This window comes from Micromonospora zamorensis (assembly GCF_900090275.1).
Taxonomy (GTDB): Bacteria; Actinomycetota; Actinomycetes; order Mycobacteriales; family Micromonosporaceae; genus Micromonospora; species Micromonospora zamorensis.
The window spans coordinates 5,260,009-5,280,804 of sequence record NZ_LT607755.1; the positions used below are offsets into that span (position 1 = coordinate 5,260,009).

Annotated in this window: 19 protein-coding genes and 2 tRNA genes; 9 read left to right on the forward strand and 12 right to left on the reverse strand. The window is 71.6% G+C overall.

Annotated features, from left to right (window positions below; translation table 11 throughout):
• The first annotated feature begins 117 nt into the window (after positions 1-117).
• From rsgA to GA0070619_RS23295, 3 genes are read left to right on the forward strand one after another with little or no spacing between them, the layout of a single operon-like run.
• Entirely contained in the window at positions 118-1,128 is a 1,011-nt protein-coding gene (gene rsgA, locus GA0070619_RS23285; protein WP_088950027.1) for a ribosome small subunit-dependent GTPase A, read from the forward strand.
• 28 nt (positions 1,129-1,156) lie between these two features.
• Positions 1,157-1,975: a histidinol-phosphatase gene (gene hisN / locus GA0070619_RS23290; protein ID WP_088950028.1), complete on the forward strand. Its 819-nt coding sequence runs from the start codon at positions 1,157-1,159 to the stop codon at positions 1,973-1,975.
• Positions 1,976-2,034: 59 nt separating this feature from the next.
• Positions 2,035-2,889 (forward strand): hypothetical protein, encoded by an 855-nt coding sequence (locus GA0070619_RS23295; RefSeq protein WP_374223678.1) that lies wholly within the window; start codon positions 2,035-2,037, stop codon positions 2,887-2,889.
• Positions 2,890-2,914: 25 nt separating this feature from the next.
• On the opposite strand, the gene GA0070619_RS23300 is transcribed toward GA0070619_RS23295, so the two are convergent.
• Positions 2,915-4,114, reverse strand: coding sequence for a glycosyltransferase (locus tag GA0070619_RS23300; RefSeq protein WP_088950029.1), 1,200 nt, complete (start codon positions 4,112-4,114; stop codon positions 2,915-2,917).
• A gap of 223 nt (positions 4,115-4,337) precedes the next feature.
• Between GA0070619_RS23300 and GA0070619_RS23305 the strand changes: the two genes are divergently transcribed.
• From GA0070619_RS23305 to GA0070619_RS23315, 3 genes are all read left to right on the forward strand, one after another.
• Positions 4,338-5,336: an SDR family oxidoreductase gene (locus GA0070619_RS23305; protein WP_088950030.1), complete on the forward strand. Its 999-nt coding sequence runs from the start codon at positions 4,338-4,340 to the stop codon at positions 5,334-5,336.
• 59 nt (positions 5,337-5,395) lie between these two features.
• The gene (locus GA0070619_RS23310; protein WP_231927136.1) at positions 5,396-6,136 is read left to right on the forward strand and encodes an ATP-binding protein; all 741 of its coding nucleotides are present in this window, start codon (positions 5,396-5,398) and stop codon (positions 6,134-6,136) included.
• A gap of 89 nt (positions 6,137-6,225) precedes the next feature.
• Positions 6,226-6,798 (forward strand): DUF5709 domain-containing protein, encoded by a 573-nt coding sequence (locus GA0070619_RS23315; RefSeq protein WP_088950032.1) that lies wholly within the window; start codon positions 6,226-6,228, stop codon positions 6,796-6,798.
• 6 nt (positions 6,799-6,804) lie between these two features.
• Here the strand turns inward: GA0070619_RS23315 and GA0070619_RS23320 are convergent, their stop codons facing one another.
• Positions 6,805-7,458: a response regulator gene (locus tag GA0070619_RS23320; protein ID WP_088951996.1), complete on the reverse strand. Its 654-nt coding sequence runs from the start codon at positions 7,456-7,458 to the stop codon at positions 6,805-6,807.
• Positions 7,459-7,472: 14 nt separating this feature from the next.
• Positions 7,473-8,615, reverse strand: coding sequence for a MacS family sensor histidine kinase (gene macS, locus GA0070619_RS23325; RefSeq protein WP_088950033.1), 1,143 nt, complete (start codon positions 8,613-8,615; stop codon positions 7,473-7,475).
• A gap of 119 nt (positions 8,616-8,734) precedes the next feature.
• Between macS and GA0070619_RS23330 the strand changes: the two genes are divergently transcribed.
• Positions 8,735-9,190: an ATP-binding protein gene (locus GA0070619_RS23330; protein ID WP_088950034.1), complete on the forward strand. Its 456-nt coding sequence runs from the start codon at positions 8,735-8,737 to the stop codon at positions 9,188-9,190.
• Positions 9,191-9,284: 94 nt separating this feature from the next.
• Here the strand turns inward: GA0070619_RS23330 and GA0070619_RS23335 are convergent, their stop codons facing one another.
• Positions 9,285-10,223, reverse strand: coding sequence for a ribose-phosphate diphosphokinase (locus GA0070619_RS23335; RefSeq protein WP_088950035.1), 939 nt, complete (start codon positions 10,221-10,223; stop codon positions 9,285-9,287).
• Positions 10,224-10,324: 101 nt separating this feature from the next.
• Here GA0070619_RS23335 and glpK point away from each other — a divergent pair, with 101 nt between their 5' ends.
• Positions 10,325-11,809, forward strand: a complete 1,485-nt coding sequence (gene glpK / locus GA0070619_RS23340; RefSeq protein ID WP_088950036.1) for a glycerol kinase GlpK — start codon at positions 10,325-10,327, stop codon at positions 11,807-11,809.
• 15 nt (positions 11,810-11,824) lie between these two features.
• Here glpK and GA0070619_RS23345 read toward each other — a convergent pair whose 3' ends face one another.
• On the reverse strand, positions 11,825-12,658 hold the full coding sequence (locus GA0070619_RS23345; RefSeq protein WP_088950037.1) for a phosphoribosylaminoimidazolesuccinocarboxamide synthase: 834 nt from the start codon (positions 12,656-12,658) through the stop codon (positions 11,825-11,827).
• 138 nt (positions 12,659-12,796) lie between these two features.
• Between GA0070619_RS23345 and GA0070619_RS23350 the strand changes: the two genes are divergently transcribed.
• A complete protein-coding gene (locus tag GA0070619_RS23350) occupies positions 12,797-14,128 on the forward strand; it encodes an ABC transporter substrate-binding protein (protein ID WP_231927137.1) in 1,332 nt (443 codons plus the stop codon).
• A gap of 56 nt (positions 14,129-14,184) precedes the next feature.
• Here the strand turns inward: GA0070619_RS23350 and GA0070619_RS23355 are convergent, their stop codons facing one another.
• The 7 genes from GA0070619_RS23355 to GA0070619_RS23385 form a co-directional block, all read right to left on the reverse strand.
• Complete coding sequence (locus tag GA0070619_RS23355; protein ID WP_088950039.1) at positions 14,185-14,433, reverse strand: hypothetical protein; 249 nt, start codon at positions 14,431-14,433, stop codon at positions 14,185-14,187.
• Positions 14,434-14,637: 204 nt separating this feature from the next.
• Positions 14,638-14,711, reverse strand: a tRNA-Met gene (locus GA0070619_RS23360).
• Positions 14,712-14,834: 123 nt separating this feature from the next.
• Positions 14,835-14,908 (reverse strand) — tRNA-Met (locus GA0070619_RS23365).
• 83 nt (positions 14,909-14,991) lie between these two features.
• A complete protein-coding gene (locus GA0070619_RS23370) occupies positions 14,992-15,939 on the reverse strand; it encodes a hypothetical protein (protein ID WP_088950040.1) in 948 nt (315 codons plus the stop codon).
• Entirely contained in the window at positions 15,929-16,438 is a 510-nt protein-coding gene (locus GA0070619_RS23375) for a SigE family RNA polymerase sigma factor (RefSeq protein WP_088950041.1), read from the reverse strand. The genes GA0070619_RS23370 and GA0070619_RS23375 overlap by 11 nt, the downstream gene beginning before the upstream one ends.
• A gap of 186 nt (positions 16,439-16,624) precedes the next feature.
• The gene (locus tag GA0070619_RS23380) at positions 16,625-19,621 is read right to left on the reverse strand and encodes a UPF0182 family membrane protein (protein WP_088950042.1); all 2,997 of its coding nucleotides are present in this window, start codon (positions 19,619-19,621) and stop codon (positions 16,625-16,627) included.
• A 96-nt stretch (positions 19,622-19,717) separates the two neighbouring features.
• The gene (locus GA0070619_RS23385) at positions 19,718-20,731 is read right to left on the reverse strand and encodes a YlbL family protein (protein WP_172862105.1); all 1,014 of its coding nucleotides are present in this window, start codon (positions 20,729-20,731) and stop codon (positions 19,718-19,720) included.
• Positions 20,732-20,796 lie beyond the last annotated feature (65 nt).

Below are 20,796 nucleotides of genomic sequence, written 5' to 3' on the forward strand. Positions count from 1 at the left end.
AGAAGAGGACAGGTCCTGGCGACCAAACGGCGCGAGTACGACGAGGACGACGTACGGGTACGGCCCGGAAAGTCGTCGCGCCCGCGTACGCGCACCCGACCCCAGCACTCCGACGCCGTGGACGGCTTCGTCATCGCCGTCGACCGCGGGCGCTACACCTGCGTGCTGTCCGGAGCCGAGCGCGGCGTGGTCGGGGCCGAGCTGCCCACGATCACCGCGATGCGGGCCCGCGAGCTGGGCCGCAAGTCGGTGGTGGTCGGTGACCGGGTCAGCCTGGTCGGGGACACGTCCGGCGCGGAGGGCGCCCTGGCCCGCATCGTCCGGATCGCCGAGCGACGCTCGGTGCTGCGCCGCACCGCCGATGACGACGAGACCACCGCCGAGGGCCGACTGGAACGGGTGGTGGTGGCCAACGCCGACCAGTTGGTGATCGTCAGCGCGCTGGCCGACCCACCGCCGCGCACCGGGTTCATCGACCGCTGCCTGGTGGCCGCGTACGACGCGGACGTCGAGCCGCTGCTCTGCCTCACCAAGGCCGACCTGGCCGGGCCGGAGGAGGTGCTGGGCTACTACACCGAGCTGGAGCTGCCGTACGTGCTCAACCGCCCCGACTCCGACCTGTCCGCGCTGCGCACGCTGCTGAGCGGCAAGGTGTCGGTGCTGGTCGGGCACTCCGGGGTGGGCAAGTCGACGCTGGTCAATCGCCTCGTCCCGGACGCGCTGCGCGCGGTCGGTGTGGTCAGCGCGATCGGCCGTGGGCGGCACACCTCCACCAGCGCGGTGGCGCTGCGGCTGCCACCGGTGCCCGGCGTCGACACCGACCCCGGCTGGATCATCGACACCCCCGGCATCCGCAGCTTCGGTCTGGCCCACGTCTCGGCCGACAGCCTGCTGCACGGCTTCCCGGATCTGGTCGAGGGCACCGTCGACTGCCCGCCCAACTGTCAGCACACGACCGACGAGGCCGCCTGTGGGCTGGACGCCTGGGTGGCCGCCGGCAAGGCCGACCCGCGCCGGTTGGCGTCGTACCGCCGGTTGCTCGCCTCCCGCGCCGGCGAGGGTGACTCGCGCGGCGAGAGCGACCAGCGCGGGCCCGGCGAGGGTGACCGGCGCGGCCCCGACGAGTGAGTCGGCGGGCGTCGGCTAGGTTGCCGGGATGACCGGGTACGCCGACGACCTCGCCCTCGCCCACCTGCTCGCCGACCGGGCCGACGCCATCTCCACAGCCCGGTTCCGCGCGCTCGACCTGCGGGTCGAGGCGAAGCCCGACCTGACCCCGGTCTCCGACGCGGACACCGCAGTGGAGCGGGAGATCCGTGCCCTGCTGGCCGAGCACCGGCCGGCGGACGGGCTGCTCGGTGAGGAGTACGGCGCCGGGCCGTCCACCGACCCGGACGGCCGCCGGTGGATCATCGACCCGATCGACGGCACCAAGAACTTCGTCCGGGGCGTGCCGGTCTGGGCCACCCTGATCGCGCTCTACGACGGCGACCGGCCAGCGGTCGGCGTGGTGTCCGCCCCGGCGCTGGGGCGGCGCTGGTGGGCCAGCGCGGGCGCGGGCGCGTACGCCGGTCACGGCCCGGATGCAGGCGAGCGGATCGGGGTTTCCGCGGTGCGGGAGATCGCGGACGCCAGCTTCTGCTACTCGTCGCTCGACGGCTGGGAGCGCGCCGGTCGGCTCGACGCGATGCTGGATCTGATGCGGGCCACCTGGCGCAGTCGGGCGTACGGCGACTTCTACGGCTACATGCTGCTGGCCGAGGGCGCACTGGACGTGATGGTCGAGCCGGAACTGTCCCTGTGGGACGTGGCGGCGCTGGTCCCGATCATCACCGAGGCGGGTGGCACGGTCACGGATCTGTTCGGTCGACCGGCCCCGGCCGGCGCGCCGGGCACCGACAGCAGTGTGGTGGCCACCAACGGTGTGCTGCACCGCGACATCCTCACCAGGCTCGATCGCCCAGCCGAGCGCTGACCCCCGGCAACCTCTATCCTCGCCAGGTGGTCTCCTCCGGCTGGTGTTTTCTCGCGACGATGATCGTCGCGTACGGCTTCGCCAACCTTCTCCAGTCGGTGGCGGCGGCCCGCACCACGGTTCACCACACCTTCGATCCGGGCCTGCTGCTGCGCCTCGCCGGGCACCGGACGTACCTGATCGGTCTGGGCTGCCAGATCGGCGGTTTCGTGTTCGCCTTCCTGGCCCGACGGGACCTTCCGCTGTTCCTCGTGCAGGCCAGCGTCGCGGCCGGGCTCGGGGTGACAGCCATCCTCGGTGTGCTGGTGCTGAAGTGGCGACTACCGGCGGCGGAGGTGGTGCTGCTGGCGCTGCTCTTCGCCGGGATCACCGCCCTGGTGCTGTCCGCCCGCCCGGCGCCGTCGAAGCAGCTCGGCACCGCCGGCTCGATCGCCCTGCTGGTGGCGCTCGGTGTCATCGCGGTGCTCGGGGTCTTCGCCGTCCGGCTGCACGGGGCGCAAGGTTCGGTGGCCCTCGGCTCGCTGGCCGGGTTGGCGTTCAGCTCGGCCGCGGTCGCGGCCCGGCCACTGGCATCCGCGTCGTCCGCCGAGGCGTTCCTCGCCCACCCGCTGTTCTACCTGCTGATCGCCCACTCGATCGTCGGTCAGCTGCTGCTCGGCCTGGCCATGCAGCGCGGCTCGACGACCGCCGCGGTCGCCGCGATGGACGCCGCCGGTGCGGTGCCGGCCGCGATCGTCGGCCTGCTGCTGCTCAACGACAAGATCTGGCCGGGCCGGGAGTGGCTGGCGGCGGTCGGTTTCCTGGTCACCCTGGCCTCGGTGATCGGGCTGACCCGGTACGCGCAGCCGCAGCAGCAGCGCCCGGCGACGCGCCGTCGTGACCGGGCCATGGTCGCGGCGACCCGTCCCGGCTGACCGACCGGGCCGCCCGACCTGCCGCTCAGGCCTCGACCGGCTTGCGGCGGCTCACCACCCGCTCGTAGAGGCGCTCCAGCGCACCGGCGGTCCGCTCCCAGGTGTAGCTGCTGCGGACCCGGTCCACCGCGGCGTGCCCGTACGCGAAACGACCGGCGTTGTCGGCGAGCAGCCGACGTATCGAGACCGCGAGTGCCCGCACGTCGCCGGGGGGCACGAGCTTGCCGGTGACCTCGTCGACGACGGCGTCGGCCAGACCACCCATCGCGTAGCCGATCACCGGCACGCCGCAGGCCATCGCCTCCAGCGAGACCCGCCCGGCCGAGGAGTAGTGCGGGGTGCAGGCGACCACGTCCGCCGACCGGTACCAGGTGGCCATCTGGTCGTGCGGCACCGCGCCGACGAGCCGTACCTGGTCGACGACGCCAGCCTGCTCGGCCAGCTCGCGCAGCCGCCGCGCCTCGGCGTGGTTGGCCAGTTGGTCGGCCGGTGGGCCACCGGCGATCACCAGCTCGGCGTCGCCGACCAGCCGCATCGCCCGGATCAGGTCCTCCTGGCCGTGCCCCGCGGACAGCGAGCCGACCGAGAGGATGCGGGACCGCTGCTCGCGTGGTGCCGCCTCGCCGTCGGGATGGAACTGCTCGATGTCGACCCCCGGGGGCACCAGGGCCACCGAGCTGCGTTGCAGACCCATCCGGGTCAGCTCGTCGACCTCGTCGTTCGACTGCGCCACAGCGATGTCCACCGCGCGGGTCAGCGCGCGTTCCAGCGTGATCCGCTCCCCCGGCCCGTCGTAGCGGCCGCCCAGGTGGCGCAACTGCTCGATGCCGAGTGAGTGGAACGTCTGCACCACCGGGATGTCGGTCTCGCGAACGGCGTGCGCGGCGGCCAGGCCCCCGACCCAGTAGTGCCCGTGCACCACCTCGGGCCGCCAGGCGCCGGCCCACTCGTCGGTCAACCAGCGGCCGAACTCCGTCACGTACCGGATCAGCTCGGCGGTGGGCAGTGGGGTGGGCGGACCAGCGGGCACCTGGTGCACCTGGTAGCCGTCGACGGTGACCGTCGCCGGCAGGCCGGGATCGTCCCGGCGCTCGTAGAGCCGTACGTCGTGGCCTCGTTCGGCCAACTCGGCGGCAACCCGCGCAATGTGCTGTCGGGTGCCGACCGGTGGGCCGTCGGCGTGGCGGTACGAACTGGCGTGCGCGCAGACGAGGCCGACGCGCATGGGTCACCTCCCTGCGATCTTTCCTCGGCAGTGGTCCTCCCGGTCAGAGCGTCCCATTAACCCCGCGACCCGGAGTCGAAACCTGGCAGATCAGGAAGAGTCCCCCCGAGTGCCACCGACACTTGCGGCACAGCAATCACAAGCGGCACAGGCAGCCAAGTTCGACGATGATCGACAAGCTCTGAGTGGTATGACCTGGCCCGGGCGGGGGTACCGCTCAAGAATGCCGCTGACCCGCACCCTCGACGATTCGACCGTGGTGATCACCGGCGCTTCCAGCGGGATCGGCACGGCGACCGCGTACGCCCTGGCCCGCCGGGGTGCCGCCGTCGTGCTGGCCGCCCGCAGCGAGCCGGCCCTACGACAGGTCGCGCAGCGCTGCCGCGAGTTGGGCGGCCAGGCGCTGGTCGTACCGACCGATGTGACCGATCTGGAGTCGGTGCAACGACTGGCCGAGCGGGCGGCGGCCGAGTTCGGCCAGATCGACGCCTGGGTGAACAACGCCGCGGTGAGCGCGGTGGGCCTGTTCGACGAGATCCCGGTCGCCGAGTTCCGGCGGGTGCTGGAGGTCAACCTGCTCGGAGCGGTGCACGGCATCAAGGCTGCCCTGCCCCACCTGGGGGCGGCCGGTGGCGGTGTCCTGGTCAACAACGCCTCGGTGCTGGCCGAGGTGGCCATGCCGTACCAGTCGGCGTACAACGCCAGTAAGCACGGCATCCGAGGGCTCGCCGACACGGTCCGGCAGGAGCTGCGGGTCACCGGCCGTGGTCAGATCTCGGTCTGCACCGTGCTGCCGGCCACCATCGACACCCCGTTCTTCCGGCACACGGCCAACCACACCGGCCGGGAACTGGTGCCACCGCCGCCGATCTACCCGCCGGAGGTGGTCGCCGAGACCATCGTCCGGCTGCTGCGCCGGCCTCGCCGGGAGGCGTACGCCGGTGGCGCGGCCCGGCTGATCGGCCTGCAGTGGCGGCTGGCGCCCGCGTTGGTGGAACGCACCCTCGGCTGGTACCTCCAGCGGACCCAGTTCGGTCCGGGCGCTCGGGTGGACAGCAGCGGCAACGTGTTCCACGCCGACGCCCAGGCCCGCCGGGACGGCGGCTGGAACGGCCGACGGCGTCAGTTGGTGCGGATGACCGCCGCGTTCGGTCTCGCCGCCGCCGGCACCGCTGTCGGCACCATGGCCGCGATCAACCGCCGATCCCGGTCGGTCCGCTGATGACCGGCCTCGACCGCCCGAATGCGCGAACGGTGACCGGCGCGCACAATGAGGCGATCATGTCGAACTGTCTCGTGGAGATCGACGAGTCGTCGGCGGTGGTCCGGCTGACCGGTGTGCTCGACGCCGCCGGAGCCGAGGCGGTACGCGGCGCGCTCCTCGCCAGACTCGCGGACCGGCCGGGCCCGGTGGTGGCCGACGTGACCGGGCTGCGCATCCTCGATGAGGTCGGGCGGGGCGTCTTCGCCGAGGTTCGCCGGGAGGTGGCCGACTGGCCCGCCGCGGACCTGCTGCTGTGTGACCCGGCGGTCGACGGGCCCGCCCACCCGGACCCCGCGCTCGCTGGCGTGCCCGCCTTTCCGACGCTCGACGGCGCGCTGGCCGCGGTCGCGGCGACGCCGCTGGCGGCGGTGCTCACCGCCGACCTGGCCCCGACGGTGGGAGCCGCCCGGCAGGCCCGCGAGCTCGTCACCACCGGCTGCCAACGCTGGGGCATGCCGATGCTGGTCGACCCGGCCTGCATCGCGCTCACCGAGATGGTGAACAACGTGGTGGCGCACGCCCGGACTCCGATGACCGTTCGGCTCGCTCCGCAGGACAGCGCCCTGCACCTGGCGGTCCGCGACCACTCCTCGCGTCTGCCGACGTTCGCCGGGCTGTCCCCGCCGAACCGGGCCGGCGGCCGCGGCCTGCTGCTGATCGACACGGTGGCCCGCCGCTGGGGCAGCAGCGCGATACCGGACGGCAAGGTCGTCTGGTGCGTCCTGCACTCGGACGACGAGGTCGCCCACCTCGGCTGACGGGGCGTTTCGCCGTCGGTGCCGGTTTCGCCACCGCACAGCCTGCGGTGCTCCGGTTATGGCGGGAGGGCAGCGGGTAGTGATCAGACATGCGCGACAACGAGTACCCGACCCCCGTGTCCGACACCGAGGCGCAAGGCCTGCCCGACACCGCCGATGACGACTCGACCGCCAACGACGACGTCCTCACCGGGCGTGAGGCGGACGGCCCGGACCCGGCCCAACTGCCCGGCGACCGTACGCCGGTGGCGGTGGACCGGTTCGGGACGACCGCCGAGGAGCAGCTCGACGGTGAGTCGTTGGACTACAAGCTCGCCCGGGAGGTCTACGAGCGCCCGGCCGACGACCCGCTGGCCGGGACGATCGACCCGAAGATCGCCTTCGAGGCGGACAATCTGGAAGCCGCGGCGGAGGCCCAGCTGGACGCCGACGTGATGGATCCGGGGCCCACCTCGGACCCGAACTCACCGGTCTCCCTCTACGACCACGGTCAGCTCGGCACCGTGGCTGACGCCACCGTCGGCCGGCTGGTGGAGCCGGACGAGGGGGCGCACACCGACCAGGAGACCGACTCGGTGGCGTACGACGCGGGTTCGGCTGGCGGCGGGGCGACCGCCGAGGAGTTGGCCATCCACGAGACGGAGCCGCCGCGCTCGGTCTGACCGGGGTCAGTCGTCCAGGCCACGTTCGATGGCGTACCGGGTCAGCTCGACCCGGTTGTGCAGTTGCAGCTTGCCCAGGGTGTTCTGCACGTGGTTCTGCACCGTGCGGTGCGACAGCCCGAGCCGCTGCGCGATCTGCTTGTACGACAGCCCTCTCGCCACCTGCCGCAGCACCTCCGTCTCCCGCTCGGTGAGCCGGGGCGCTGCGGACTGCGCACCGCCGGCAGGGTCGGTCGGCTGCCCCGGCCGGGCGGCCAGCCGGCGGTACTCGCCGAGGACGAGCCCGGCCAGGCCGGGGGTGAAGACCGCCTCGCCGGCCGCGGTGCGGCGGACCGCGTCGAGGAACTCGGCGGGCGCTGTGGACTTCACCAGGTAACCGGTGGCCCCTGCCTTGACCGCGTCCAGCACGCTCTGCTGTTCGCCGCTGGCGCTGAGCATCAGCACCCGCACGTCGGGCAGTGCCGCACGCAGACCCAGGATCACCTCGACGCCGGAGATGTCCGGTAGTTGCAGGTCGAGGACGACCACGTCGGGCCGGGCGGCGGCGGCCACCCGTACGGCCTGCCGGCCCTCGCCGCTGGTCGCCACCACCAGGAAGCCCGCCTCCGTGAGGTCGCGGGCCACCCCCTCCCGCCACATGGGGTGGTCGTCGACCACCATCACCCGGGTCGGGGTCACCGCTGTGCCCTCGGCACGGTCAGCTCGATCTCGGTGCCGGCGTCGGGGGCGGACACGATCCGAACCGTCCCGCCCACGTCGGCCACCCGACCCCGGATCGACTGGCTCACGCCGAGCCGACCCTGTGCGGCCGCCTCGGTCAACCGGCCTTCCGGGATGCCCGGTCCCTCGTCGCGGATCGACACGGTCACCGTCGCCCCCTCATCCTCGATCAACACCCAGGCCCGCCCGCTGGCGTGCCGCCCCACGTTGTCCAGGGCCGCGCCGGTCGCGGCGGCCAACTCCCCCGCCACCCGGCGAGGCAGCGGCACCGGGGTGGCCGGGGCGGAGAGCACCACCGCCGTCGAGGCGTACCGGCCGAGCAGGGTCCGCAGGTCCACCGCCGCCGTCTCGGTGCCGTCGGGGAGCACGGCAACGCTCGCCGGGCTGGTGCCGGCGATCAGTGCCCGCAACGCGGCCTCCTGCTCGCCGGCCAACCGGGCCAGCTCGCCCGCCTCACCGGGCAGGTCGGCACCCCGCCGCTGCACCATCGCCAGCACCTGGAGCACCGAGTCGTGGATGCCCCGGGCCAGCCGCTCCCGCTCCCGGGTGGCGGCCTCCAACTCCACAGCGCGTTGCAGCCGTTCCTCGGCGCTCGCCGCGAGCCGGGCCACGTGCCCGACCACCACCCCGGCGAGCAGCATCAGGATGACCCCGGTGAACGAGGACTGGCCGATCCGCTCCCGGGTGGTCAGGTCCGCGCCGGCGACCAGCAGCGCGGCGACAGTGCCCCGCCGCCGACCACCGGAGACGGCCCAGGCCAGCACCGGGCCGGCCATCCAGGCAACCCCCATGGTGGGTACGCCGGTGGCGAGCGCCACCCGACCGACCACCCACGGGGTGGCCAGCACGATGGCGAGCACCACCCCGAGGTCGGCCAGCAGCAGCGGCCAGCGCCGCCAGGCCGGCCGGGCATACCCGACCGCGGTCGCCGCGGTCCAGGCCGCCATCACCAGGATCAGGGCGCCGACGGCGTACGGGTGGTCGTACCGGTCGGCGTCGCGCACCGCGAGCACGCAGACGTACGCCAGGGACGCCAGCCGGAACACCGCCAGCGCACGCCACAGCGGCACCTCGAATTCACCCGGCGGCGACGGCATGGCGGTCAGGATGCCACAACCCGTCCACCGCACGGCGAGCAGCGAGTGCGGTTCGGGAAACCCTGACGTACGGTGGAAAAGCCGCGAATTACTCCGAGATCCGCCGCCGGGACGGGCCCATGACGAACGCAGATCCGCACGCACCGCGTACGGTTGTGCCCATCGAACCTGCCCTCCTGATCGCCAAGGCCTTCGACCAGGCCCAGGTGACCGAGATTCGACACTCGGTCACCTCATGCGCGCATGCCTGCGGACTCACCGGCCAGCGGCTGGACGACTTCGTGCTCGCGATCAACGAGTTGATCACCAATGCGGTCCGGCACGGCGGCGGGCGTGGATGGTTGCGCCTCTGGCACGAGTCCAGCCTGCTGGTCTGCGAGGTGGCCGACCACGGGCACGGGATCAGCCCGCAGCGGCTGGGCGACCGCAGTCGGCCGGCCCCGGACACCGCCGGCGGCTGGGGCCTCTGGCTCGCCCGCGAGCTGACCGACGCCATGGAGGTCGTCTCCAGCGCCGCCGGCACCACCGTCCGGATCACCGCCGGCCTCGTCAGCCACAAGCGCACCACGCGCTGAGCCGCCGCAGCCGCTCCCCGCAGCTGCAATCTGCGGCTGCGGCTTGCGGCTGCGGGGACGGCTTGCGGCAGCGGGGACGGCTTGCGGCTGCGGCTCAGGCGAACAGCGCCGAGACGGACTCCCCGTTGTGGATCCGGCGCATCGCCTCGGACAGGGCGGGCGCCACCGACAGGACCTGCAACTTCGGCACCCGCTTGGCGTCCGCGATGGGCACCGTGTTGGTGCAGACGATCTCCAGGACGCCCTCCTGGTCGCTGAGCCGCTGGAGGGCGTCGCCGGAGAACAGCCCGTGCGTGCAGGCCAGCCGGATCGACCGGACCTTCAGGCCCCGCAGATGCTCCATCAACTCGACAACAGTGCTGCCCTTGGCGATCTCGTCGTCCAGCACGATGACGTCCCGGTCGGCCACCTCGCCGATCACCGCGCTGATCTTGACCAGGTCGTCACTGAACCGCTGCTTCGCGCCGGCCGCGACCGGCGTGCCGAGCAACCGGGCGAAGGCCGCCGCCTCCTTGGCGTTGCCAAGGTCGGGTGAGACCACCACGGTGTTGCTCAGGTCGTAGCGCTGGAAGTGGATGGCCAGCTCCCGCAGCGCGTGCAGGTGATCCACCGGGACGCTGAAGAAGCCGTGCACCTGCGGCGAGTGCAGGGTCATCGCGAGCACCCGGTCCGCGCCGGCCGACACGAGCAGATCGGCGACGAGCCGGGCGCCGATAGAGATCCGCGGGGCGTCCTTCTTGTCGGAGCGGGCGTACGCGTAGTGCGGCAGCACCACCGTGATCCGGCCGGCCGAGGCGCCCCGCGCCGCGTCGATCATCAGCAGCAGCTCGACCAGATTCTCCTGCACGGGCGGCACCAGCGGCTGGATCAGGAAGACGTCCCGCTCCCGGCAGTTGGCCTGCAACTGCACTTCCAGACAGTCGTTCGCGAATCGGGAGACCCGCACCGGATGCAGCGGCACCCCGAGGTGGGCACAGATCTCGGCGGCCAGGTCGGGATGGGCAGTTCCACTGAAAACGGCGATGTCGCGCACGTTCGCACATCGTAGGCGACCCGGGCGGCGGCCTTCGGCGGCGGGCCGCAACCGGCCGTGACGCCTGTCGCACCGAACGCCGGTCCGGGTACGGTGCTGCGGTGACCCCCCAGTACGTCGCCGCCATCGACCAGGGCACCACCTCCTCGCGGTGCCTCGTCTTCGACTCCGCCGGGGACATCGTCGCCGTTGCCCAGCGCGAACACCGGCAGATCTTCCCCCAACCAGGCTGGGTGGAACACGACGCCGAGGAGATCTGGGACAACGTCCAGCAGGTGGTCTCCGAGGCGCTGCGGTCCGCCGGCACCGACCCGGCCGGCCTGGCCGCCGTCGGCATCACCAACCAGCGGGAGACCACCCTCGTCTGGGACCGGGCCACCGGTCGCCCGGTGGCCAACGCCATCGTCTGGCAGGACACCCGGACCGGGCCGCTGCTGCGCGAGCTGGCCTCGGCGTACGGCGAGGAGCGGTTCCTTGCCCGCACCGGCCTGCCGCTGGCCACCTACTTCGCCGGCCCGAAGCTGCGCTGGCTTCTGGACGAGGTCGACGGCCTGCGCGAGCGCGCGGAGCGCGGCGAGGTGCTCTTCGGCACCATGGACAGCTGGCTGATCTGGAAGCTGACCGGCGAGCACGTCACGGACGTGACCAACGCCAGCCGGACCATGCTCATGGACCTCACCACCCTCGACTGGGCTCCGGACCTGCTGGACACAATGGGCGTCCCGGCGGCGATGCTGCCGGAGATCCGCTGCTCCGCCGAGGTGTACGGCATCGCCACCGGCGTGCTCGCCGGGGTGCCGGTGGCCAGCGCGCTCGGAGACCAGCAGGCCGCCCTGTTCGGGCAGACCTGCTTCCAGCCGGGCGAGGCGAAGTGCACCTACGGCACCGGGAGCTTCCTGCTGCTCAACACCGGCGCCACCCCGGTCCCGTCGACGCACGGCCTGCTCACCACGGTCGCCTACCAGATCAAGGGGCAACCGCCGGCGTACGCCCTGGAGGGCGCGATCGCGGTCACCGGCTCGTTGGTGCAGTGGCTGCGCGACAACCTCGGGCTGATCTCCACGGCCGCGGAGGTGGAGGATCTGGCCCGCACCGTGGACGACAACGGCGGCTGCTACGTGGTGCCCGCGTTCTCCGGACTGTTCGCCCCGCACTGGCGCACCGACGCCCGTGGGGTGATCGCCGGTCTGACCGGTTACATCACCAAGGGGCACCTGGCGCGGGCCGCGCTGGAGGCGTCGGCCTGGCAGACCCGCGAGGTGGTCGACGCGATGGATGCCGACTCCGACGTGGCACTGCGCCGGCTCCGGGTGGACGGCGGGATGACCGCCAACGGTCTGCTCATGCAGTTCCTCGCCGATGTGCTCGACGTGCCGGTGGTCCGGTCCCGGATCACCGAGACCACCTGTCTGGGTGCCGCGTACGCGGCCGGCCTGGCCGTCGGCTTCTGGCCGGATCTGGCCACCCTGCGGGCGAAGTGGCGCTCCGATGCCCAGTGGGAGTCCACCATGGCCCCGGAGCTGCGCGACCGGGAGCTGCACAACTGGCGCAAGGCCGTGCAGCGCACCCTCGACTGGGTGGAGTGACCGCCGACGCGGCTGTCACTCCCAGCGGTTGCCGGTGAGCTTCTCGTACACCTCGATGTAGCGGGCGCGGGTCGCCTCGACGACCTCGTCGGGCACGTCCGGCGCGGGGGCCTGCTTGTTCCAGCCGCTGCCGGTGGCCCAGTCCCGCACGTACTGCTTGTCGTAGGAGAACTGCACACGGCCCGGCTGGTACGACTCGGCGGGCCAGAACCGCGACGAGTCGGAGGTGAGCAGTTCGTCGGCGAGGACCAGGGTGCCGTCCGGTGCCCAACCCAGCTCGAGCTTGGTGTCGGCGATCAGGATGCCCCGGTCGGCGGCCAGCTCGGCGCCGCGACGGTAGACGTCGAGGGTGATCTGCCGCAGCCGCTCGGCGGTGGCCTCGCCCACCTTGTCCACCACGTCGTCGTACGTGATCGGCTCGTCGTGCTCACCCATCGGCGCCTTGCTCGACGGTGTGAAGATCGGCTCGGGCAGGATCGACGCCTCGCCGAGCCCTCGGGGCAGGGTTATGCCGGACACCGCGCCGGTCTGCTCGTACTCCCGCAGGCCGCCGCCGGTGAGGTAACCCCGGGCCACGCACTCGACCGGGACCATGTCCAACCGCTGGCAGCGGATCGCCCGCCCGGCGAACTCGGCGGGCACGTCGGTCGCCGAGATGACGTGGTTCGGCACCAGGTCGGCGAGCTGCTCGAACCACCAGAGCGAGAGCGCGGTGAGCAGGCGACCCTTGTCCGGGATCGGCGTCGGCAGCGCCACGTCGTAGATCGAGATGCGGTCCGAGGCGACCAGGATCAGGTCATCGCCGTCGGCGTAGACGTCCCGAACCTTGCCCGAGTGCAGAAGTTCCACGCGCCCTAGTACACCATGCGACATCGGAAGGCCTGATTCGACCACCCACGTCGGGGGTGACCGGACGGACGTTGACACCTTCGTGCGCTGCCTGCGTGAATGGTCCGACCGCCGCCCTCGCAGGTCCAGGAGACCCCCGTGCCCGTTGTTCGACCCCCGTTCGACCGCCTCGGCGCCGACCCGGGCCGGCGCCGACTGCTGACCGCGGTGCTCGGCGCACCTCTGCTCGCCTCCGGCGGGCTGGCCGGGTGCAGCGACGACGCCGCCACCTCGACCCAGGACGGGCCGGTCGAGCTGTCGGTCTTCTGGTGGGGCGGTCCAAGGCGGGCGGCGCTCACCGAGAAGGTCCTGCGGCTCTACTCGGAGCGCAACCCCCAGGTCACCTTCCGGGTCACCTGGCAGGGCGCCGACGGCTACTACGAGCGCCTGGCCACCCAGGCGGCCGGCGGCAACGTACCGGACCTGGTCCAGATCGACGACGCCATGCTGACCGAGTACGCCCAACGCCAGATCATCCTCGACCTCACCGACCGGGTCGCCGACCACAGTCTGGATCTGCGGGGCCTGCCGGAAGGGCTGATCCGCTACGGCACGGTGGAGGGGCGGACGATGGCGGTGGCCGGCGGGCAGACCCACGCGGGTGTGGTCTTCAACCGGGAGTTGTTGCGGGAGCTGCAGGTGCCGGAACCGCGCGCCGGGATGAGCTGGGCCGACTACATCTCCTGGGCGGAAGAGGTCACCGAGGCCAGCGACGGCCAGGTGGCCGGCACCATGGACGGCTCCGGTGACTACCGGGCGCTCTGGCTCTGGTTGCGGTCACAGGGCGGCGAGCTCTACCGGGGTAAGCAGCTCGGTTTCGGCGTGGAACAGCTGATCGCCTGGTTCGAGCTGTGGCAGCGGGCCCGCAGGGCGCGGGCCACGCCGGGTGCGGCGCTGGTCGAGCAGGCCGACAGCGGCGAGCCGTCCCGGCAACTGGTGGTGACCGGGTTGACCGCCGCGTCGTTCGCGTGGTCCCACCAACTGCCCGAGTTGCAGCGGCTCACCGGGGCCGAGCTGGGCATTGTCGGCTTGCCGGGGCCGACCGGTGCACAGTGGGCGCGCGCCTCGATGTTCTGGGCCGCGTTCCGGGGCACCCGCCACCCGGACACCGTCACCGACGTGATCAATTTCCTGACCACGAATGGCGAGGCCGGCACCGTCCTCGGCCACGAACGCGGTCTGAACGCCAGTCTCGCCGTCCGCCGCTACGCCGAGGGCAGCATCACCGATCCGGCCCAGCAGCGGGCCGCCGCGTTCGGCGCGGCCATCGCCGACCAGCTCGGGCCGGCCCCGGCGCCACCCCCGAAGGGGCACGCGAAGGTGCGGACCCTGCTGGTCGCCACCGCGGAGAGCATCCGCGTCAAGCGGACCGGCACCCGGGCGGCCGCCTCACGTTTCATCGCGCAGGCCAACGCCGCCCTGGCGGCGTGACGACCGGAGGTCGGCCCACGGCCCGCCGCCGTGGACCGACCTGACCGACTGCCGGGTCAGCGCGGCGGGCCGCCGCGACGGTTGCGCATCAGACGCAGCACGAGGAACACGACGATCGCGACCACCACCAGGCAGCAGAGCAGCGGAAGGATCCCGAAGCCGCTGCGACCCCGACGCCGGGCGGCTTCCACCACCAGCTCGCCGGTGCCCGTGGACGCCCAGGCCGCGACGGGCACGAAGACCGCCAGAACGGCCCCACCGAGGACCGCGCTGAGTCGGCCCCACCACTTACCGAATGAAGACATGCGCCCATCCTCGCCGAAGGACGCAACACCGGCACGTCGGTCCACGCCGAATCACGGAACTGAGATCTTTCCGGCCTGAGGTAGGACCCGCGAGGGGCCGGTGCCTGCGAGGTGCCGGCCCTCCGGGAGTCGCTCCTCCCCGCTGAGGCGCCAAACAAATCCGGCCCCCACAATGTGGGGGCCGGACTCATGTCATTTCATTTGTAGCGGGGACAGGATTTGAACCTGCGACCTCTGGGTTATGAGCCCAGCGAGCTACCGAGCTGCTCCACCCCGCGTCGACTGGTTAAGACTAACCCATGCGTCCCGGCGATGATCAGCGGGGGTCACCAACCGCTGCGGCCGACACCGCAGAATGTCGAAAGCCCGCCTCCGGCGAACCGGAGACGGGCTTTCTGTCGTAGCGGGGACAGGATTTGAACCTGCGACCTCTGGGTTATGAGCCCAGCGAGCTACCGAGCTGCTCCACCCCGCGTCGGCTCGCTAACCGTAGCGCACCACCCCCGGCCCCCGCAAAACGACATCCGAATCCGCCGGATCGCGACCCTGCCACCGCCGTCAGCCGAGCCAGACCTTCACGGCGGCGACCGCCCGGGCGCTGTCCGCGTCGACCTGCGCCCGTTGGCTGGAGGTGTTCTCCCAGCCCTGCTCCCAGAGGGTCGTCACCACGTCGCCGACCCGGATCGCCCGGATCAGCCGCACGTCCTCCACGCCGGTCGGGTCGCCGTTGACGTCCTGATCCGGGCGGCGCATCTCGAACAGCACCGACTCGTCGCCATAGCGGGTGTCGGTGAGCAGCCGCTGCCTGCTCAGCACCGGCGCGCTGTCACCTGACCGTTCCTGCTGCGGGCAGTCGCGCACCGCCCGCCGCAACTCGTCCAGCAGGTCGTCGGCGCGCCCGGCCCGGTAGATGGTGATGGAGTGCGTGTACGTGCCGTCCGGGACGTGCCCCGCACCGGGATTCTGCGGCAGCTTGTAGACCACGTTCCGGGTCCGACGCTGCACGATCGCCCCCTCACTCGAGTAGCGGGCGCCGCACAGGTCCGGCAGCACCTCAAGGTCCCGGAATTCGGGCGCGATGCCGATCTGGTTGGCCGCCGCGAGCCGGAAGAACGCCCGATCCGGGATGCCGGTCGGCGTCCTGGGCTGCGCCGCACCTGTGACACCGGGAGACGTCGCCGTCGTACCCGGGGAGCGTCCGGGCGGGCTCGGCGAGACGGGCGGTGATGCCGAACCGCCGGTCACGCTCGGCGACGGGGACGCGGATGGCGGCGTCGGCGGCGTGGGCGTGCCGGCCGGCGACGGTACGGTCGCCGCCTGCGGAGCGACCACCTGGGTCCCGACAGCCACGCCCACCACCACCAGGGCCACGGCAAGGGTGCTCCCGGCGACACGCAGCCTGGCCCGACGGTCCGCCTGGTGCCGCAGCACCTCGGGGACGCCAAGATCGCGAGCGTCGGCGTCGGCGGCGAGGGACCCGTACAGCTCAGACAGTTCACGCGACATCGGTGGCCTCCAGTTCCACGACGGCCAGATCGGGCAGCAACGCGGCGAGTCGGGCCCGGCCGCGGGAAAGCCACGACTTCACAGTGCCAACCGGCACGTCGACCTCTCGGGCGATCTCCTCGACGGGCATGTCGAACAGGTAGTGCAGCGCCAACACCCGCCGGTGGGTTGCCGGCACCTGACGCAGGGCCTGGACCAGCAGCACGCTGTCCTCGTTCGGCGGAGGGACCGGCGGTGGAGGCCCGGCCAGCCGCAGCGCGCCACGCAGGCCGCCCAGCCGCCGCCAGCGGTCGGTCGCCAGGCGGGACACCACCAGCCGCAGCCACGCCTCCGGCGCCGGATGCGCCGACAACCTCCCCCACTGCCGCCAGGCCCGGGCGTACGCCTCCTGCACCAGGTCCTGCGCCTCGTTGTGGTCGCCGGTGACCGCAAAGCCGTACCGCACCATCCGCCGCGTGGTGCTGCGGTAGAAGTCATCGAAGCTCTGCGCGTCCCTCACGACTGCTCCCCCTCATCCCACCCCGTTGCAAATGAGGACGGCGAACCGGTGCCGCAGGTTGCGGCCCGACCGCACCTGTCGGTGACGTGACAGACGGTGACACCACCGGACACGGCGAAGCCCCCGCCGTCCGGACCGGTGGGTCCGACGACGAGGGCTCCGAGACGTGCTCCCGGCTGTGGTGGATCAGCCGCCGGGGCTCGGCGACGGGCCACCACTGGCAGTGCCGGCGGCCTGCTGCGCCTGCTGGAACGCGGTGAGCGCCTCGTCCAAGGCCTTCAGCGCACGCCCGTACCGCTCGAAGTCACCGGACGTCTGCGCGGCCCGGACCTCGGTGATCGCGGTCTGCACCCGGTCCGCGGCGACGGCCAGGTCACCGGTCGGCGGCGGGATGCTGGCGCTCGGCGTCGGCGCCGGCGTCGCGGTCCCGCTGGGCGTCGGCGTCGGCGTCGGCGTCGGGGTCGTGGGGTTGCCCCCGGTGGTCGGAGGCGGCGACGTGCCCTGCCCGGCCTTCTTACCCTGCTCGACCAGCTGCTTGATGCCGTCGTTGATGTTGTCGGCCAGCGCCACGAAGGAGCCACCGTCACCGTAGGAGAGCAGCACCTTCTGCAACAGCGGGTACGCGTCCTGCTGGTTGCTCTTCACGTAGACCGGCTCGACGTAGAGCATGCCGTCGGCGAAGGGCAACGACAGCAGGTTTCCGTACTGCACCTGGGCCTGGTTGCTGGAGAGCAGGTTGAGCTGCTGACGGATGTTCGCGTTGTTGGTCATCTGCTGGTGCACCTGCACCGGGCCCGAGATCCGGGTCTGGTCCGGCAACTCCAGCACCTCCAGGCGGGGCTTCCCCTCGACGTACGACCCGGAGATCAACGCGGCGAGGTTCTGCCGGCCGTTCGGGGTGACCGCCGAGGTGAGCTGGAACCGCGGGCTCTCCTGCCCAGGGAACTGCGTGAACAGGTAGTACGGAGGCTGCTTCTGGCCGCTGTCCGGGGCGTCCGGCACGTTGGGCACCTGCCAGAAGTCCTGGGCCGAGTAGAAGTCACCCGGGTTGGTCACGTGGAACTTGGTGAGCAGGTTGCGCTGCACCTTGAACATGTCCGCCGGGTAGCGCAGGTGCTCGGTCAGCTCGACCGGGATATCCGCCTTCGGCAGCACCAGGTCACCACCGAACGCCTTGTTCCACGCCTTGAGCACCGGGTCGGTGTCGTCGTACTCGTAGAGCTTCACTGTGCCGTCGTACGCGTCGACGGTGGCCTTCACCGAGTTGCGCATGTAGTTGACGTCCTCCCGGGCCAGCTGGAAGGTGCCCCGGTTGGTCAACTCGTCGGTGGTCTCGGTCTGGAGGTTGACCTTCTCGGCGTACGGGTAGGTGGCCGCCGTGGTGTAGCCGTCGACGATCCACTGCACACGGCCGTCGACAACCGCCGGGTACGGGTCGCCGTCGAGCGTGAGGAATGGCGCGACCTTCTCCACCCGGTCGCGCGGGTTACGCACGTAGAGCAGCTTGGAGTCCTTGTTGACCGCCTCGGACAGCAGGAAGTTCGACTCCTGCTCCTTGATGGCGTACAGCAGCCGCCGGGCGAAGGAGCCGATCTCCACGCCGCCCTCACCGGTGTAGGTGTAGGACTCGCCGCCACCCTCACCGACCGGCCGGTCGAACTCGGCCTTCTTGTTCGGGTCGGACTGCCCGACGATCGCGTAATCGTCGGCCGCCATCCGCTCGCCGTAGTAGATCCGCGGCTGCTTGGCCGGGATCTGCTCGGTCTGCGAGGAGCACGCCTCCTGGGTCTTCTCGCCCAGGAAGCCGGAGACGAAGAACGGCTGCCCGCCGCACACCACCTGGTTCGCCGGGGCGGCCACCAGCCCGTACCCGTGGGTGTAGACGGTGTGCCGGTTGATCCAGGTGTTCTGCTGGTCGGTCAGCTCGCCGTAGTTGATCTCCCGGACGCCGACCACGTAGTCGGAGACGTTCCCGTTCACCCCGTACCGGTCGATGTCCAGCTTGGGGCCGAAGTCGTAGAAGCCACGCACCTGCTGGAGCTGGGTGTACGTCTCGCTGACCAGCTGCGGGTCGAGCAGACGCACGTTCGACACCACCGAGGTGTCGGTGGCCAGGTTCGACGGTGGGGTGAGGTTGTTCGCCGCGTACGGGGTCGTCTCGGTGGCCCCCAACCCGAACGCCGCTCGTGTCGCGTCGATGCTGCGCTGGATGTACGGCGCTTCCTTGTCCTTGGCGCTCGGCTTGACCTCGAAGGTCTGCACGGCCCAGGGGTAGATGCCGCCGATGGCCACCGCGGACACGCCGAGCAGCGCCAGCGAGATCCCCGGCCAGACCAGGTTCCGCATCCAGGCGTTGGAGAAGACGATGATCGCGATCGCCACCACGATCGAGATGTAGGCCAGGATCTCCTTCGCCGGCAGCAGCGCGTTGACGTCGGCGTAGCCGGCGCCGTACAACTTGGCGCCCTCGTTGTACTCCAGCAGCATCGCCCGCCGGTCCAGCACGTACGCGACGGCCTTCAACAGCACGAAGACCGCGACCAGGCTGCTCAGGTGCGCGCGGGCGGCGTTGCTCATCCGGTCACCGACGCCCTGCAGGCGGACCCCGCCGAAGAGGTAGTGCACCGCCAGCGCGCCGATCACCGCCAGCACCACAGCGGTGAAGGCGACGCCGAGCAGGTAACGCCAGAACGGCAGCTGGAAGACGTAGAAGCCGATGTCCACCCCGAACTCCGGGTCCTTGATCCCGAAGTCACCGCCGTTGCGGAAGAGCAGCCACTGGTTCCACCGGTTCTGCGCGGAGAGGCCGGCGAAGAGCCCGACCACAGCGGCGGTCAACGCGATCCAGGTGCCCAACCGCGGGCTGAGCACCATCCGGTAGCGCTCCAGCGTCGCCTGCTCCACCGAGTGCGGACGCAGCCGCGGACGCAACCGGTAGGCCAGCCACAGGTTGCCACCAACGATCACCGCCATGCCGAGACCGACGGCCAGGAAGAGCACCAGCCGGGTGAGCAGGACACCGGTGAAGACCTCGGTGTAGCGCACCTCGTCGAACCAGAGCCAGTCGGTCCACGCCTGGACACCCCACCCGAGCAGGGTGAAGAGCACGAACACCCCAACCAGGACAGCGATGGTGACGCGCCCGCGCCGGCTCATCCTCGGAAGGGGGCTGCTGCTACGCATTACCACTGTTGGCTCCGCACGCTCGATGTGATCGGCTCCGACCAGGCACCCAGAGTACGGGGTGTTCCTGAGCGTGTCGGGGCACGGTCACACCGGTCAGCAACGCGTCGGCTGACCACCCGCGCGCAACGCCTCCAGAGCGGTCATCGCCTCGTCCAACGAACCCACCCGCAGCAGGGGCAGACCCGGCTGCGGATTGCGGACCGCCTCGGCGCAGTTGTCCGCCGGCACGAGGAACACCTTGGCCCCGGCGCGCTTGGCGCCCACCAGCTTCTGGGCGATCCCGCCGATCGGGCCGACGGTGCCCTCGTCGTCGATGGTGCCGGTGCCGGCGATGATCTGACCGCCGGTGAGATCGGCCGGGGTCAGCTTGTCCACGATCCCCAGGGCGAACATCAGACCGGCGCTCGGCCCACCGATGTCCTCCAGGTCGATGCCGAGGGTGAACGGGTGCGGCTGCTGCTGGTCGATCTCGACGCCGATCCGCGGCCGACCGTCCTGCTCCTGGCTGGTCACTTTCACCGTGGCGGGCACGCCGTCCCGGGTGTAGCCGATGGTCAACGCCGTCCCGGCCGGCTTGGCCCGGACCAGTTCGGTGACCTTCGCGGCCACCGGCACCGGCTGACCGTCGACGGAGGTGATCACGTCGCCGGCCTTCAACTCGCCGGCGGCCGGCCCGTCACCGGACACCGTCTTGATCACCACCTGCACCGGAAAGCCCAACTCCCGCAGCGCGGCGGTCTCCGCGCTGGTCTGGGACGCCTTGAAGTCCTCGGCGTTGCGCTGCTCGACCTGCTCCGTCGACTCCCCCGGCGGGTAGACCAGCTCGCGCGGCACCACCGCCTCGTCGTCGGAGAACCAGCCCGCGATCGCCCCCCGCAACCGCACCGTGGGCTGCACACCCACCGTGGTCAACCGCAACTGACCGGCGGAGGTCGAGGTCTCCCGCCCGGTGACCTGGATGACCTCCTTGCCGTCGGCCGTACCCAGGGTGTTGACCGTCGGGCCGGGGCCCAGCACCACGTACGGGATCGGAACCCGGAGCACCCCGATGCTCAGCAGGGCGGTGAACAGGGCACCGAGCAGGACCGTCAGGCCACGACGTCTCATGCCGCAGAGCGTACCGACCGACCGGACGCCTCCTGCCGGATGCGCACGCGACTTCGCCCTCAGCG